Here is a 14,192-nt window from a genome sequence, read left to right as displayed (position 1 = left end):
ATTGGCACTGGAGACATGAAAAATCCGGCGCCGCTCCGGCACCGGATTTTCATCATCGCAACGATGCTTTCAGCGCCGTCAGCGCCGCATCAGACGCATGAAAAGCGAGACGACGAACAGTACCAGGAACAGGAAGAACAGAACCTGAGCGATCGAGGCCGACGCGCCGGCAATACCACCGAAACCGAGAAGGCCGGCGATCAGGGCGACGACGAGAAATACCAGAGCGTAATAAAGCATGCCCATCTCCTTGTTTGCTGACATATAAACGAAGATCTGTGACCATGGTTCCGCGAGATTGAGAAAATCTTTCGATATCAATGAATTATAAAGAAAGGGCGCATGGACATAGCATGCGCCCTCGCGGCGGCGGTAAGGCGCAAAGCGCCCACGCCTACTTTGCAATGATGGCTTTCAGCATCCAGAGCGCCTTCTCGTGAAACGTCAGGCGGTCGGTCAGCATGTCGGTGGTGACAAGATCCTTGTTGTCGTCGGCAGCGGTGCCGGCTTCGCGCATCGCCCTGCAGGCCGCCTCATGATCTGCGATCAGGTCGCGCACCATGTCTTCGGCCGTCAGCTGGCTGAAGTCGCCATTATCAGGCGCGAATTTCGCAGCGTCTCCGACGCGGGCCGGCGCCAGGTGACCAAGGGCTCGAATACGCTCGGCGATGATATCGGTCGCCTTGAAAAGCGTGTTGTAGTGCTCTTCGGTCAGCTCGTGCAGCGGCTTGAACAGCGGGCCGACGACATTCCAGTGATAGATGTGGCTCTTGATCACCAGATGATAGGTGTTCGCCAAGATCGCCGACAGGCTCTTTGCCATGTCGGCGCAATATTTGTCGGTCAGTCCGGTTTTCACCGAGACGTCACGCGATTTCGGTTTCAGTACGGCTGTATTTGCCATCGTCCTCAACTCCTGACTGGGAACGCCAGACAGCGTGGAACGGCAGGAGAAGGATAATGACCGGGTTCCGGTACACTATGCCTTTTACGTCCATTCCCGGCACGCTGAATGCGTAAGCAGAGAATGCCGCGGATGGCACATTGTTCCGAAGGAATGGCACCGGCAGAGCGCCGGTGCGAAGATCAGCCGATCAGGCCGAATACGAACGCAGCGACGAATGCGAAAGCTGCGGTCAGCAGCACGGCGTGAACGCCAAGCTGCAGCTTGCCGCGCACGGAGAGCGGCTTCTTTGCCGGCACGGAACCATAATGGTTCGCGTGAGTATGCGATATACCCAGGTCTGCCATGTGTTGCCTCCGTCTGTTCTCTTTGGTGCGGCTTTGTGCCTGCACCTTTATTCTTATATTCTCTATCAGGTAGGTAGAGATAAAATTCCTTCCAGAGGCAACCGGGTAGAAAATCCAACCGGCACTGGAAGAAAGCTCAGCAGAGAGTACGCCAGGCCCAGATCAACGACCGTTCGATCGCATTTTCCTCCCGCTGCGCGGCAGCGGAGACATCGATGAAGCGGCGGTCCTTTTCGGCAGGAATAGAAACGACTGGCTGCTCGCTCCGCTCGGCCTTCACCGGCGGCTCGAGATATCCCATGGTCATGCCACCGAGAAAGAACATCCTTACCTCCATGATCACGAAAACTAACAATCGTTAACGGGATCATGACAGATGAAACGGGCCTGTCAATAGTCTAGTCGAATGGTCGTCTTTAACGCTACGTTAACCTTAACCGCGCGCATGGAGCAGCCTTTTCAAGCACTTGAAAAACCTGCATTTCAACTTTTGACGAAGCCTTTGCTCGCGATCATCAGATTGCGGGTGTATTCTTCCTGGACATCGGCGCGGGCAAGCTCAGCCGAGCTCAAGCGCTCGACGACCGCGCCATTGCGCATCACCGCGAGCTGCTCGCACATATGGGTGACGACGCCGAGATCGTGGCTGACCATCACGAAAGTCAGCTTTCGATCGCGCCGGATTTGCTCCAGCAGGTTCAGCACTTCGGCCTGAACGGAGGCATCGAGTGCCGAGGTCGGCTCATCGAGCAACAGCACCGACGGCTCGACGATCAGCGCGCGGGCAATCGCCACGCGCTGGCGCTGGCCGCCGGAAAGCTGATGCGGATAGCGGAAACGGAAACCATTTCCGAGACCGACTTCGTCAAGCGCGCGGGCAATACGCGTTTCACCATCGCCGATGCCGTGGATCGCCAGAGGTTCGAGCAGCAGACGGTCAATCGTCTGGCGGGGATGAAGCGAGCCATAGGGGTCCTGAAACACCATCTGGACGCTGCGATAGAAGGCCTTGCTGCGCTTGGCGCCCTGCAGCGCCTCGCCATGAATGCGGATCGTGCCGGAGCTGACGGGCGCAAGCCCCGCGACGGCTCGCAGCAGCGTCGACTTCCCCGACCCGGACTCGCCAACGAGCCCGAAGGACTCGCCCGTTCCGACTTCGATGCTCACATCCTTCAAGGCGTGGAAATCGTCGTAGATGACGCCGAGTTTTTCGACAGAGAGTGCTGCGCTCATGCGGCCCACTCCGGCTTGCGGTCAAGAACCGGCAGCGGATGACGGCTCTGGCCAATCTCCGGCATGCAGTTCAGCAGGCCCTGTGTATAGGGATGCTGGGCATTCTTCAGGTCGGATGCCTTCAATTCCTCGACAATCCTGCCCGCATACATGACGATGACACGGTCACAGAAGGACGAGACGAGGCGCAGATCGTGCGATACGAAGATCAGGCCCATGCCGCGTTCGGAAACGAGCTTGTCCATGATCTTCAGCACATCGAGCTGAACGGTCACGTCGAGCGCCGATGTCGGCTCGTCGGCAATCAACAGCTCCGGCCCGGCGATCAGCATCATGGCGATCATCGCCCGCTGCCCCATGCCGCCGGAAACTTCGTGCGGATAGAGATCGAAGACCCGCTTGGGATCGCGGATCTGCACCGCCTCTAGCATGGCAAGCGCCCGTTCCTTGGCCTCCGCCCGACCGACCTTTTCATGGGTCTTCAGCGTCTCGCAGATCTGCCGGCCGATCGACATGACCGGATCCAGCGAATATTTCGGATCTTGCAGCACCATGGCGATCCGCTTGCCGCGCAGAAGACGCCGCTGCTTGGCGGAGGCGGACAGGAGATCGATGCCGTTGAAGTCGAGTTTGTCGGCGCTGACGACGGCGTGCTTCGGGGTGAGGCCCATGATGGCGCGGCCGGTCTGAGACTTGCCGGAGCCGGATTCACCGACGATACCGAGGCGTTCCTTGCCGAGCGTGAACGACACGCCACGCACCGCCTCGATCACGCCTGTGCGCGTCGGATAGCTGACGCGCAGGTTCTTGACGTCGAGAAGCTCGGTCATTGGCCGCTCTCCTTCGGATCGAGCGCATCGCGCAGTCCGTCGCCAAGCAGGTTGAAGCCGAGGCTGACGATCAGGATGGCAATGCCGGGCATGGCCGCCACCCACCATTGATCGAGAATGAAGCGGCGGCCCGAGGCGATCATCGCACCCCATTCCGGCAGCGGCGGCTGGGCGCCGAGGCCGAGAAAGCCGAGACCTGCCGCCGTCAGGATGATGCCCGCCATATCGAGCGTCACCCGGACGATCAGCGACGAGATGCAGAGCGGCATGACATGGCGGATGATGATCCTGATCGGTGAGGCGCCCATCAGCTTCACCGCAGAAATATAGTCCGACCGCCGCACCGTCAGCGTCTCGGCGCGGGCGATACGGGCGTAGGGCGGCCAGGAGGTGATGGCGATGGCGATGACCGCGTTCTGGATCCCCGGCCCCAAGGCCGCGACGAAGGCAAGTGCCAGCACCAGCTTTGGAAAGGCCAGAAAGATATCGGTGATCCGCATCAGGGTCGCATCGACCCAGCCGCCGGCATAGCCGGAGACGGTGCCGACGATCAGCCCGATCGGCGCGGAGATGATGGCGACGAGAACGACGACGAAGAGCGTGAGCCGCGAGCCATAGATCAGACGCGAATAGATATCGCGGCCCTGATCGTCGGTGCCGAGAAGATAGCCGGCAGTGCCCGGCGGCATCAGCCGCGCGTTCTTGAGATCACCGATGACAGGCGAATGCGTTGCCAGGAGATCGGCAAAGGCCGCGACGAACAGCAGCCCGATGATGATCACCAGACCGACGACGGCGAGCTTGTTGGCGGTGAACTGCCGCCAAGTGACATAGGCGCGCCCGAGACGCGCCTGCGTGCGTGATTGCGGCCGGTCGGAAAGCAGCCATTCGCGGCGGCTCATCGGAGGTGTCTGGCTGACCGGAACCGTCATCGGCTTCGCGTCCTTGGATCGAGGGTCCGGTAGAGAAGATCGGACAGGAGGTTGATGCCGATGAAGACGGTGCCGATGACGATCGTGCCGCCGAGCACGGCGTTCATGTCGGCGCTCTGCAGCGAGTTGGTGATGTAGAGGCCGATGCCTGGCCAGGAGAACACCGTCTCCGTCAGCACCGAACCTTCAAGCAGCCCGGCATAGGAAAGCGCGATGACGGTGATCAGCGGAACGCCGGCGTTGCGGAGCGCATGGCCCCAGATCACCCGCGTTTCGGAGAGACCCTTGGCGCGCGCCGCAACGATATATTCTTGGCTGAGCTCGTTTAGCATGAAGCTGCGGGTCATGCGGCTGATATAGGCGAGCGAGAAATAGCCAAGCAGCGAGGCAGGCAGGATGATGTGGCGGAAGACGTCGTAGAAGACGTCCCATTGGCCCTGCCAGGCGCTGTCGAGCAGATAGAAGCCGGTTATCGGCGTGAAGGTATATTCGTAGACGATATCGATACGGCCGGGGAACGCCACCCAGCGCAGCTTCGCATAGAAAACGACAAGTGAGATCAAGGCCAGCCAGAAGATCGGGACCGAATAGCCGATAAGCCCGATGACGCGCACCACCTGGTCGGCCAGACTGCCGCGGCGCACCGCAGCCAGCACACCGAGCGGAATGCCGATCACCGCGCCGATGATCGTGCCACAGGTTGCCAGTTCGATGGTCGCGGGAAATGCACGGCGAATATCGGTCATAACAGGGTTGGTCGTCAGAACCGAATTGCCGAAATCCCCGGAGAGAATGCCCTTCAGATAGATATAGAACTGCTCGTAGAGCGGCAGGTCGAAGCCCATTTCCCGGCGCACACGCTCGACCACATGGGTCGGCGCCCGGTCGCCGAGGATGGCAAGGACCGGATCGATCGGCACCACGCGGCCGATGAAGAAGGTGACGGCCAAGAGGCCGAGATAGGTCGTGACCGCGGCAATCAGAAAACGCCCGAGTGCTTTGGCGAGCGGAAGTGCGCGGCCCTTCGCGGGCCGCGCCTCCACCTTTGTTTCAACGATGCTCAATGAACCAATCCTACCGGATTATTCCTTGGCGATCGGACCGACATAGTTGGTGTCGAAGCTTGGGCCGAGCTTGAAGTCTTTCAGGCTCTTGCGGTAGCCGGCCACTTCGATCTGCTGGAAGATGAAGACGAAGGGGCTGTTTTCCAGGTACTTCTTCTGGATGTCCTGGTACATGGCGGCACGCTTGGCACCGTCACGCTCAAGCAGCGCAGCCTTGGCTTCCTTGTCGAGATCCGGTGCCTCGAACGTGTTGCGCCAGGCGAGCGTCTTGTTGGTGCCGGCATCCGAATTGTCAGGGTTCGAGGTGAACGTGTCCGCATTCGAATTCGGATCGAAATAGTCCGAGCCCCACTGGCCGATATAGATATCGTGCGTGCGGGCGCGATATTTCGTCAGCGTCTGCTTGCCGTCACCCGGGACGATTTCGAGCTTGATACCGGCCTGTCCAAGCGTCTGCTGCATGGATTCGGCAATGCCGGTGACCGGCTGCGTGTTGCGCACGTCCATGGTGACGGAGAAGCCATCCGGCAGGCCTGCCTTTGCCAGCAGCTCCTTGGCCTTGGCGACGTCGAGCTTGAACGGATTTTCGTCAAGCGCGCCAAGCTGGCCCTTCGGCAGGAAGGTTTGGTGAACTTCGCCGATGCCCTTGATGAGCGTCGAGCTGATCGCATCGTAATCGACCAGATATTTGAAGGCCTGCTGCACTTCAGGCTTTTTCAGGTTCTCGTTCTTCAGGTTGAGGCTGACGTAATAGATCGTGCTCTTCGGCGCGTCTGTCGTCGCCAGATCGGCATTCTTCGCGACGGCATCGAGATCGCCTGGCTCAAGGTTACGCGCGATATCGATGTCACCAGCCTCAAGCGCCAGGCGCTGTGCCGAGCTTTCCTTCATGTAGCGGTAGATGACGCGGTTCAGCTTTGGCTTGTCGCCGTAATAATTGTCGTTGCGCTCGAGAACGACGACTTCATTGGCGCGCCATTCGCGCAGTTTGAAAGCGCCGGAACCGGCATAGCCGGTCTTCAGCCAATCGTTGCCGAAGTCGTTGTCATACTTGTGGTCGGCATCGACGGTGACGGGCTTGACGTGATCGAGCACCAGCTTCTTGTCGACGACGGAAGCAACCGTTGCCGTCAGGCAGTTCAGCACGAAGCTCGGCGCATAGGCCTTGTCGACGGTGAAGACGAAGGTATTCGGATCGGCGGCCTTCGCCTTTTCCGTGACGTTGTCGCCGGTGAGGCCGAACTGGGTGAGAATGAAGGCCGGGCTCTTGTCGAGCTTGACGGCGCGCTCGAAAGACCATGCGACGTCTTCTGCGGTGATCGGGTTGCCGGAGGCGAACTTGAGGCCCGGCTTCAGCTTGAACGTATAGGTCAGGCCATCATCGGAAACGGTCCAGCTTTCGGCAAGGTCACCCTTGACCTTCGAGGTGTCGGCCATATCGAGGCGCACCAGCAGGCTGTAGCTGTTGCTGGTCACTTCAGCGGTGGAAAGCTCGAACGCTTCGCCCGGATCCATGGTGATGATGTCGTCGATGGCGAAGCCTTCGACCAGCGTATCCTTCGGCGTTTCAGCAAAGGCGGCAGGCGCTGCCATCATGAGAAGCGAAAGAGCAGCACCGGCAGAAAGGGCACGGAAGCTGCGGTTCAGTTTGGTAATCATCATTGGTTCTGTTCCCCTGTTTTTGATTGATTACAAAGCAGTTCTCAGGCTCAGACGTCCTTCTCCCTCCACGCCGAAGCCAGGATTCTCAGCCAGTTCTCGCTGGCAAGTTTCTTGAGATCGTCCTCACCATATCCACTGTCCCGAAGGGCGGCAATCAGCTTCTGGTTGCCTGCAGCATCACCGATTTCGTCGGGAATCGTCGCCCCGTCGAAGTCCGATCCGAGCGCAACGCAATCGATGCCGACGCGCTCGACGAGATGGTCGATATGCCGGATCATGTCGGAAAGCGGCGTCTCGCCATCGGAGCGTCCATCCGAGCGCAGCATGGCCGTCGCATAATTCAGACCGACGAGCCCCTTGCACTCCCTGATGGCGTCGAGTTGCTTGTCGGTCAGGTTGCGGGCAACGGGCGTCAATGCATGGGCATTGGAATGGGTGGCCACCAGCGGCTGATCGCTGGTCTTGGCAACATCCCAGAAGCCCTTCTCGGTGATATGCGACAGATCGATCATGATGCCGAGGCGGTTGCACTCGCGCACCAACTCGAAACCGGCATCCGTCAGACCGGGTGCCGTATCCGGGTTTTTCGGAAAAGCAAAAGGCACGCCATGCCCGAAGACATTGTGGCGGCTCCAGACGGGGCCGAGCGAGCGCAATCCGGCGGCATAAAAGACTTCGAGCGCAGCAAGATCCGGCCCGATCGCCTCGCAGCCCTCAATGTGCATGACGGCGGCAAAGATCCCGCTCGCCATCGCCGCGCGGATATCCTTGACGCTGCGGCAAAGGCGCCAGGCATCGGCGGTGTCGAGACGCAGCGCAATCGCCGCCATCTCGGTCGCGATCCCCAGCGAAGGGAGACGGTCGAGCGGTGCGGAAAGCGGGGTTTCGTAGTGACCGTTTTCATCGGGATCCGCAAAGACGAGATCGCCGGACGGGATGTAGATGGCGCAGAGGCCGCCGGCCAGACCGCCCTTGCGGGCGCGGGGCGCATCGATATGGCCCTGGGTCGTTCCGTTCAGAAATTCGGCGACCGGATCGTTACCGTCTCTTTCATGTGTCCAAAGCCTGAGGAGAACGTCGTTATGGCCATCGAATACGAGCTGCATCTGTCTTCCTGCTCTACCCTTCCGGGCAAATATCAAGTGACAACAATAGAAAGGCTGGAAAAATAGGCCAGCCCCTTTTTTAGAAATTTGCGGCGCCGCTGAAATAGACGCCAAACGTGAAAACGGGGCCATCCGGCCCCGTCATTTTTTCATGTTTCAGTGCTTTGCGCGTTTCTTCTGCCGGTAGACGTCCACGACGACGGCGGCAACGATGATCACGCCCTTGACGATTTCCTGGTAGTAGGCATCCACCCTGAGGAAGGTGAAGCCTGAGGTCATGACGCCGAGAATGACCGTGCCGATCACGGTACCGGTGATGCGCCCGACACCGCCCGTCAGCGACGTGCCGCCGATGACAGCTGCAGCGATCGCATCGAGTTCGTACATCACGCCCATGCCAGCCTGCGCCGTCTGCGCACGGGCCGCGGTCACGACGCCGGCGAGACCGGCGAGCAGACCCGCGATAGCATAGACCTTGATCAGATGCGCTTCGATATTGATACCCGAAACGCGTGCCGCCTGCATGTTGGCGCCGATCGCATAGGTGAACTTGCCGTAGCGGGTATAGCGCAGCGCGATGTGGAAGATCAGCGCGACGACGAGGAAGACGATAACAGGCCAGATACCAGTGCCGATGAAATTGAACTGATCAGTCAGGCCGGAGACCGGCTGGCCCTTCGTGTACCACTTCGAGATGCCGCGTGCCGACACCATCATGCCGAGCGTGGCGATGAAGGGCGGTATCTTGGTCTTGGCGATCAGCTGGCCATTGATATAGCCGGCCAGAAGGCCGATCAGCAGGCCGACACCGATCGGCACGAAGAACGGCATGTCGGTCAGCGATGGATAGAGCGCACGCGGCCAGGTGGAGGCCTGGGCAAAGCTCGCCGCGATCATCGCCGTCATGCCGACGACCGAACCCGAGGATAGATCGATGCCGCCGGTGATGATGACCTGCGTCACCCCGACCGAAATGATGCCGATCACCGAGACCTGCAGGATCATGATCGTCAGGCGCTGCGGGTTCATCAGGAAGCTCTGGCCGATGAAGATCCAGCCGAGAATCTCGTAGACGAGGGCGATGCCGATCAGCACCAGGAAGATGCTGAGTTCCGGCGGTATCCGGCGGCGGCGGACCCGGGCTGCGAGCGGCGCATGGCCTTCTGCTGCATCTGTGTTCATGTTCAAACCTCCCTTTGGCAATCGAGTGGCGCGTTTACTGCGCGGCGAGCTCCATCACCTTCACCTGTGTTGCTTCGGCGCGATCGAGGAAACCGGTCACCCGCCCTTCATGCATGACCATGATGCGGTCACTCATGCCGAGCACTTCCGGCATTTCCGACGAAATCATGATCACCGCGACGCCGTTTCTGGCCATCTCGGTCACCAGCCTGTGGATCTCGGCCTTGGCGCCGACGTCGATGCCACGCGTGGGTTCATCGAGGATCAGGATCTTCGGATTGGTGAGCAGCCAGCGACCAATCAGCACTTTCTGCTGGTTGCCGCCCGAGAGATTTTCGACGCGCTCGTCGAGATTGGGCGTCTTGACCCTGAGCCTGCGCGCCATGTCTTCGCAGGTCTTCTCCAGTGCCCGCTCCTGCACGAAGCCGCCCTTGACGAACTTGTCCTGCAGCACGGCGATCTGCATGTTTTCGAGCACGTTGAGGATCAGAAGACAGCCCGTGTCCTTCCGGTCTTCAGTGAGGAAAGCCATGTGGTTCTGGATGGCAACGGTGGGCGAGTTGATGTCAACCTTCTTGCCGAACAGCTCGATCGTGCCGGCGCTGGCCGGCGTCACACCGAACAGCGTTTCAGCGACATTCGAACGCCCGGAGCCGACCAGACCGGCCACACCTAGAATTTCGCCTGCGCGCACATCGAAGGAGACATCGCGAAAGACGTTGCTGAGCGTCAGATCCTTGACCGACAGCACGACGTCGCCGATCGGAACCTCTTCCTTCGGAAACATCTGGGTAATCTCGCGGCCGACCATCATCTTGATGATGTCGTCGCGCGTCACATCGGTAGACGCATGCGTGCCGATATACTTGCCGTCCCGGAACACCGAAAACTCGTCGGCGATCGCAAACAGCTCGTTCATCTTGTGGGTGATGTAGACGATGCCGATGCCCTGGGCTCTCAAGGCGCGAATGATATCGAACAGATGAGCGACTTCACGCTCGGTCAGTGCCGAGGTGGGCTCGTCCATGATCAGAACGTCTGAATTGTAGGAAACCGCCTTGGCGATCTCGACCATCTGGCGGCTGGCAACCGAGAGATGACGCACTTCGATATCCGGATCGATATCGATGTTGAGCCGCTGAAACAGCTCCTCGGTCATGCGATACATCTCGCCATGATCAACGAAGCCGAAACGGCTCTTCGGCTCGCGGCGAATCCAGATATTTTCAGCAACCGTCATGAACGGCATCAGGTTCAGTTCCTGATGAATCATGGCGATGCCGTTTTCCAGCGCATCGAGCGGCGACTTCAGCTGGATGTGAACGCCCTTCAGACGCACCTCGCCCTTGTCAGGCGTATAGATGCCGGCAAGAATCTTCATAAGCGTCGATTTTCCGGCGCCATTCTCGCCCATCAGCGCATGCACCGAGCCGCGCTTCAAGCGGAACTGAACGTCGTCGAGTGCGACGACACCTGGAAATTCCTTGCGAACGCCCTCGGCACTCAGCAGGAATTCCGCATTCGGAACGGCCCCGCTGGCGCGCACGGCAGCCATGGTGGACGGGCTGATAGCCATCTTCTTCTCTCCGGATACGGCAGGAACTGGATGCGGGCATGACGCCCGCATCCGTGACACGGCGCCTTAGTTCTTGGCGACGAAGTCCTTGACGTTTTCAGGGGTGACGAGCTGGAAGGGAATGTAGACCTTTTTGTCGATCTTTTCGCCCTTGGCGAGCTTGAGAGCCGCATCGAGCGAGCCCTTGCCCTGACCTGCCGCGTCCTGGAACACGGTCACGTCGAGATCGCCGGCCTGCATGGCGGCAAGCGCGTCCTGCGTGGCGTCAACACCGCCAACGACATAGTCCTTCATGTCCTTGCCGGCAGCCTTGAGGGCCTGGATCGCGCCGATCGCCATTTCGTCGTTGTTCGAGATGATGGCATTGAACTCGAGGCCGCTGGAGAGCCAGTTGGTCACCAGGTCGGAGCCCTGGGTACGATCCCAGTTTGCCGTCTGCTCTTCCACGATCTCAATGCCCTTGCATTCGTCGGTCTTGATGACGTCATGAACGTCCTGGGTGCGCATGCGGGCAGCCTGGTTCGACAGTTCGCCCATGATGACCACGGCCTTGCCCTTGCCACCGAGGAGACGGCAGACTTCCTTGGTTTCCAGCGTGCCGGATTCCAGTTCGTTGGACGCGACGAATGCCTGATTGTCAGGCAGCGTGTCGACGTTGACGGGCTGGCGGTTGACGTAAACCAGCGGAATGCCGGCATCGGCGGCGAGCTTCGACATCGCAGCCGTTGCGTCAGTGTCGACGGGGTTGACGATGATCGCATCGACCTTGGAGGCGATGAAATTCTGGATCTGGCTCTGCTGCTTCGACACGTCGTTCTGCGCGTCTTCGACCTGCAGCGTCACGCCGCTCAGCGTCTTCGAGTAATCGATCATGCCGTTGCGCAGAACGGTCAGGAAGTTGTCGTCGAACTTGGCCATGGAAACGCCGACCGTTTCCGCATGCGCGGCCGTCGACATGACAAGCGCCATCGCAGTGCCCAGGATAAACTTTTTCATTTTATTTCCTCCACAAAGCGGTGTCCGGCAGCACCCTCCTCACGCCGGAACTTCGGGCCCAGCCCAAAAGCCTTAATTCCAGTTGACCGCCACTCCCGTGAGGCGGCTCCGTCAAAACGGAACAAACAAACCGTAAAATTTGCCTGACGGAATATTCATTCCATTTTCCTGCGGCGACGTCAACTCTTTTTAAAGCAATGCCGAACGCAACTGCTGGCCGGAAAAATCTGCGACAGCATGAGACGTGCTGATGCAATCGTCATCAGCCGCGCCTAGATATGCGGCCTCAGCACCAAGCTGATCCCTTTGCTCCAGGAGATTTCCATGTCCGTTTCCATGTACACGCTCACCGTTCCGATCTTTCAGCGCGGCCTGAAGACGCTGAGCACCTATCTCGACAAGGCTGAAGCCTACGCGAAGGAAAAAGGGATTGATTCCAGTATCTTGGTGAATGCGCGGCTGGCGCCGGACATGATGCCGCTCTCAGGCCAGTTTCAGCGCGCCACGGATAGCGCCAAATTCGGCATCACTCGTCTGACATCAACGGACGCGCCGAAATTCGAAGACAACGAAACGACGATTGCCGACCTTCGCGAACGCCTGGCAAAGGCGGAAGCCTACCTCGCCACAGTCACGCCCGAGATGCTGGAAGGCACAGAGAAGAGCGAAGTGACGCGCTCCCTCGGCGGCAAGACGATAACGCTGAGCGGCCAAGAATATCTTGCTGCCTTCGTACTGCCGAACTTCTATTTCCACATTGCCATGGCGCACGCCATCCTGCGCAACCAGGGCGCCCCGGTCGGCAAGATGGATTATCTCGGCAGCTTCGGCTGAGGCACTCAGGGCCGGTAGGACACCGGCCCTTTTTCCGTGAGCTCGGTATAGGCGAGCGTCTGGTCGAGATGGCTCGCCCGCAGCGACAGCAGGCGCTCGGCATAGGCGAGTTGCACCTGCGTGTAAGCCGGATCGCCGGCAAGGTTGCGAAGCTCCATCGGATCGGCCCTCAGATCGAAAAGCAGTGGCGGCAGGGCGGCAAAATGCACATACTTGAAATGATCGTCGCGGATCACGGCAAGATTGCACCGGTTGGGCGACAAGCCAAAATGCGCCTGCGCATCGCCGCTGGCGATCTCCCGGAAATCGAACTCCCAGAAAGCCGCATCGCGCCAGTCTGAGACCGGTTTCGCATCAAGAAATCGGCGAAGCGATCTGCCGTCGAGGCCGTTTTTCGCTGACGCGCCGAGTGTCTCGCACAACGTTGGGAAAATATCGGCCGCACTGGTGAAATGATCGACCGACACGCCTTTTGCAGCCGCCCGCGGATCGCGGATGACGAGCGGGATATGATAGCCGCCGTCGAAGAAGCCACCCTTCCCCAGCGTCCAGTGATCGCCCATCATCTCGGCATGATCGGAGGTGAAGACAATGACGGTATCCTCCCACGTTCCGGCGTCTTTCAGAGATTGAAAGATACGTCCAAGCTGCGCATCGACCTCTGAAATCATTCCGTAATAGATCGCCCGGATGGCATCGAAATCCTGAGCACCCCAGTCATTCACCGCACCTTCGGCACCGGAAATGAAACTGCCTTTCGAGGCCCGCGGCATTGCGTAGTCGAGGTAGGGATGCGCCTGCATCTCATCCTGCGCCGACGGTCCGCGCGAAAAGACCGGCCCTTCCCCGGGCTTGTACATCGCGCCATAAGGTTCCGGCACCGAAAAGGGCGGATGCGGCCTGAGGAAGGAAACATGCGCAAACCACGGACTATCCTGCTCGCCCAGCCAGCGGATGAATTCGCCAGCTAAAAACGCTGTCTGGGTCTCATCCTTCGAATAGGACGTGCCCGCGGCCGAAATATCCCCTGCCCCCGCGCCGACTGGAATATGAATGTCGCGGCTGACGGCATCGGCATGGCCGCGCGACCGCAGCCAGGACAACCACTGCTTCTCATGCTCCGGCAGCAGCTGGCGCGCGGTAAATCCCGGCAGCAGCCCTTCGTAGCTGGTCAGATGCGGATCGCCGGCCTCGAGCGCTCGCGGGTCAGGAGCCGTATCGGTATAGCCGAACAGCGTCGGGTCGTAGCCCGCGCGCCGCGCCGCCAGCGCCAGATTGTCGAACCGCCGGTCGAGCGGCGAGCCGTTACGGCACACCCGGTGGTTCATCTGGTAGAGACCGGTATAGAGTGTCGCCCGCGCCGGCGAGCATGGCGCGGCTCCCGCAAAGTGATTGCGAAACAAAACGCCCTGAGCGGCGAGCGCATCGACGTGCGGCGTCCTGACCACAGAATGACCGGCCGCCGAAAGGCAATCGCCGCGCCATTGGTCAGCTGTGATCAGCAGAATATTCTGACGTTTCGGCAA

15 protein-coding genes are annotated in these 14,192 nt (G+C 59.8%); 1 reads left to right on the top strand and 14 read right to left on the bottom strand.

All coding sequences use genetic code 11. The annotated features are described in order from the left end of the window. Positions 1-78 precede the first annotated feature (78 nt). From AC1DIJ_RS08235 to AC1DIJ_RS08175, 13 genes are all read right to left on the bottom strand, one after another. A complete protein-coding gene (locus tag AC1DIJ_RS08235) occupies positions 79-240 on the bottom strand; it encodes a DUF1328 domain-containing protein (RefSeq protein ID WP_112386069.1) in 162 nt (53 codons plus the stop codon). 154 nt (positions 241-394) lie between these two features. Then, the gene (locus tag AC1DIJ_RS08230) at positions 395-904 is read right to left on the bottom strand and encodes a Dps family protein (protein ID WP_112385922.1); all 510 of its coding nucleotides are present in this window, start codon (positions 902-904) and stop codon (positions 395-397) included. 182 nt (positions 905-1,086) lie between these two features. Continuing rightward, positions 1,087-1,251, bottom strand: coding sequence for a hypothetical protein (locus AC1DIJ_RS08225; protein WP_310296505.1), 165 nt, complete (start codon positions 1,249-1,251; stop codon positions 1,087-1,089). 136 nt (positions 1,252-1,387) lie between these two features. Then, positions 1,388-1,576, bottom strand: a complete 189-nt coding sequence (locus AC1DIJ_RS08220) for a hypothetical protein (protein WP_112385923.1) — start codon at positions 1,574-1,576, stop codon at positions 1,388-1,390. A gap of 158 nt (positions 1,577-1,734) precedes the next feature. Further along, on the bottom strand, positions 1,735-2,484 hold the full coding sequence (locus AC1DIJ_RS08215; RefSeq protein ID WP_112385924.1) for an ABC transporter ATP-binding protein: 750 nt from the start codon (positions 2,482-2,484) through the stop codon (positions 1,735-1,737). Beyond that, complete coding sequence (locus AC1DIJ_RS08210; RefSeq protein WP_112385925.1) at positions 2,481-3,314, bottom strand: ABC transporter ATP-binding protein; 834 nt, start codon at positions 3,312-3,314, stop codon at positions 2,481-2,483. Before AC1DIJ_RS08210 ends, AC1DIJ_RS08215 begins: the two co-directional genes overlap by 4 nt. Then, positions 3,311-4,246 carry an ABC transporter permease gene (locus AC1DIJ_RS08205; protein ID WP_112385926.1) on the bottom strand — a complete coding sequence of 312 codons (936 nt, stop codon included), beginning with the start codon at positions 4,244-4,246 and terminating at the stop codon, positions 3,311-3,313. The genes AC1DIJ_RS08210 and AC1DIJ_RS08205 overlap by 4 nt, the downstream gene beginning before the upstream one ends. Beyond that, entirely contained in the window at positions 4,243-5,310 is a 1,068-nt protein-coding gene (locus AC1DIJ_RS08200; RefSeq protein ID WP_112385927.1) for an ABC transporter permease, read from the bottom strand. The genes AC1DIJ_RS08205 and AC1DIJ_RS08200 overlap by 4 nt, the downstream gene beginning before the upstream one ends. 18 nt (positions 5,311-5,328) lie before the next feature. After that, the gene (locus AC1DIJ_RS08195) at positions 5,329-6,972 is read right to left on the bottom strand and encodes an ABC transporter substrate-binding protein (RefSeq protein WP_112385928.1); all 1,644 of its coding nucleotides are present in this window, start codon (positions 6,970-6,972) and stop codon (positions 5,329-5,331) included. Between the two features lie 47 nt (positions 6,973-7,019). Continuing rightward, a complete protein-coding gene (locus tag AC1DIJ_RS08190; protein WP_112385929.1) occupies positions 7,020-8,078 on the bottom strand; it encodes a dipeptidase in 1,059 nt (352 codons plus the stop codon). A gap of 156 nt (positions 8,079-8,234) precedes the next feature. Continuing rightward, on the bottom strand, positions 8,235-9,260 hold the full coding sequence (locus AC1DIJ_RS08185) for an ABC transporter permease (protein WP_112385930.1): 1,026 nt from the start codon (positions 9,258-9,260) through the stop codon (positions 8,235-8,237). A gap of 34 nt (positions 9,261-9,294) precedes the next feature. After that, positions 9,295-10,836 carry a sugar ABC transporter ATP-binding protein gene (locus tag AC1DIJ_RS08180; protein WP_112385931.1) on the bottom strand — a complete coding sequence of 514 codons (1,542 nt, stop codon included), beginning with the start codon at positions 10,834-10,836 and terminating at the stop codon, positions 9,295-9,297. Between the two features lie 66 nt (positions 10,837-10,902). Then, positions 10,903-11,832 (bottom strand): sugar ABC transporter substrate-binding protein, encoded by a 930-nt coding sequence (locus AC1DIJ_RS08175; protein WP_112385932.1) that lies wholly within the window; start codon positions 11,830-11,832, stop codon positions 10,903-10,905. Positions 11,833-12,156: 324 nt separating this feature from the next. Between AC1DIJ_RS08175 and AC1DIJ_RS08170 the strand changes: the two genes are divergently transcribed. Then, positions 12,157-12,666: a DUF1993 domain-containing protein gene (locus AC1DIJ_RS08170; protein WP_112385933.1), complete on the top strand. Its 510-nt coding sequence runs from the start codon at positions 12,157-12,159 to the stop codon at positions 12,664-12,666. Positions 12,667-12,671: 5 nt separating this feature from the next. Here AC1DIJ_RS08170 and AC1DIJ_RS08165 read toward each other — a convergent pair whose 3' ends face one another. Further along, positions 12,672-14,192, bottom strand: a complete 1,521-nt coding sequence (locus tag AC1DIJ_RS08165) for an alkaline phosphatase family protein (protein WP_477831370.1) — start codon at positions 14,190-14,192, stop codon at positions 12,672-12,674.

This window comes from Rhizobium sp. 10N427, assembly GCF_056394605.1.
This window is presented reverse-complemented; position numbering and strand designations above follow the sequence as displayed.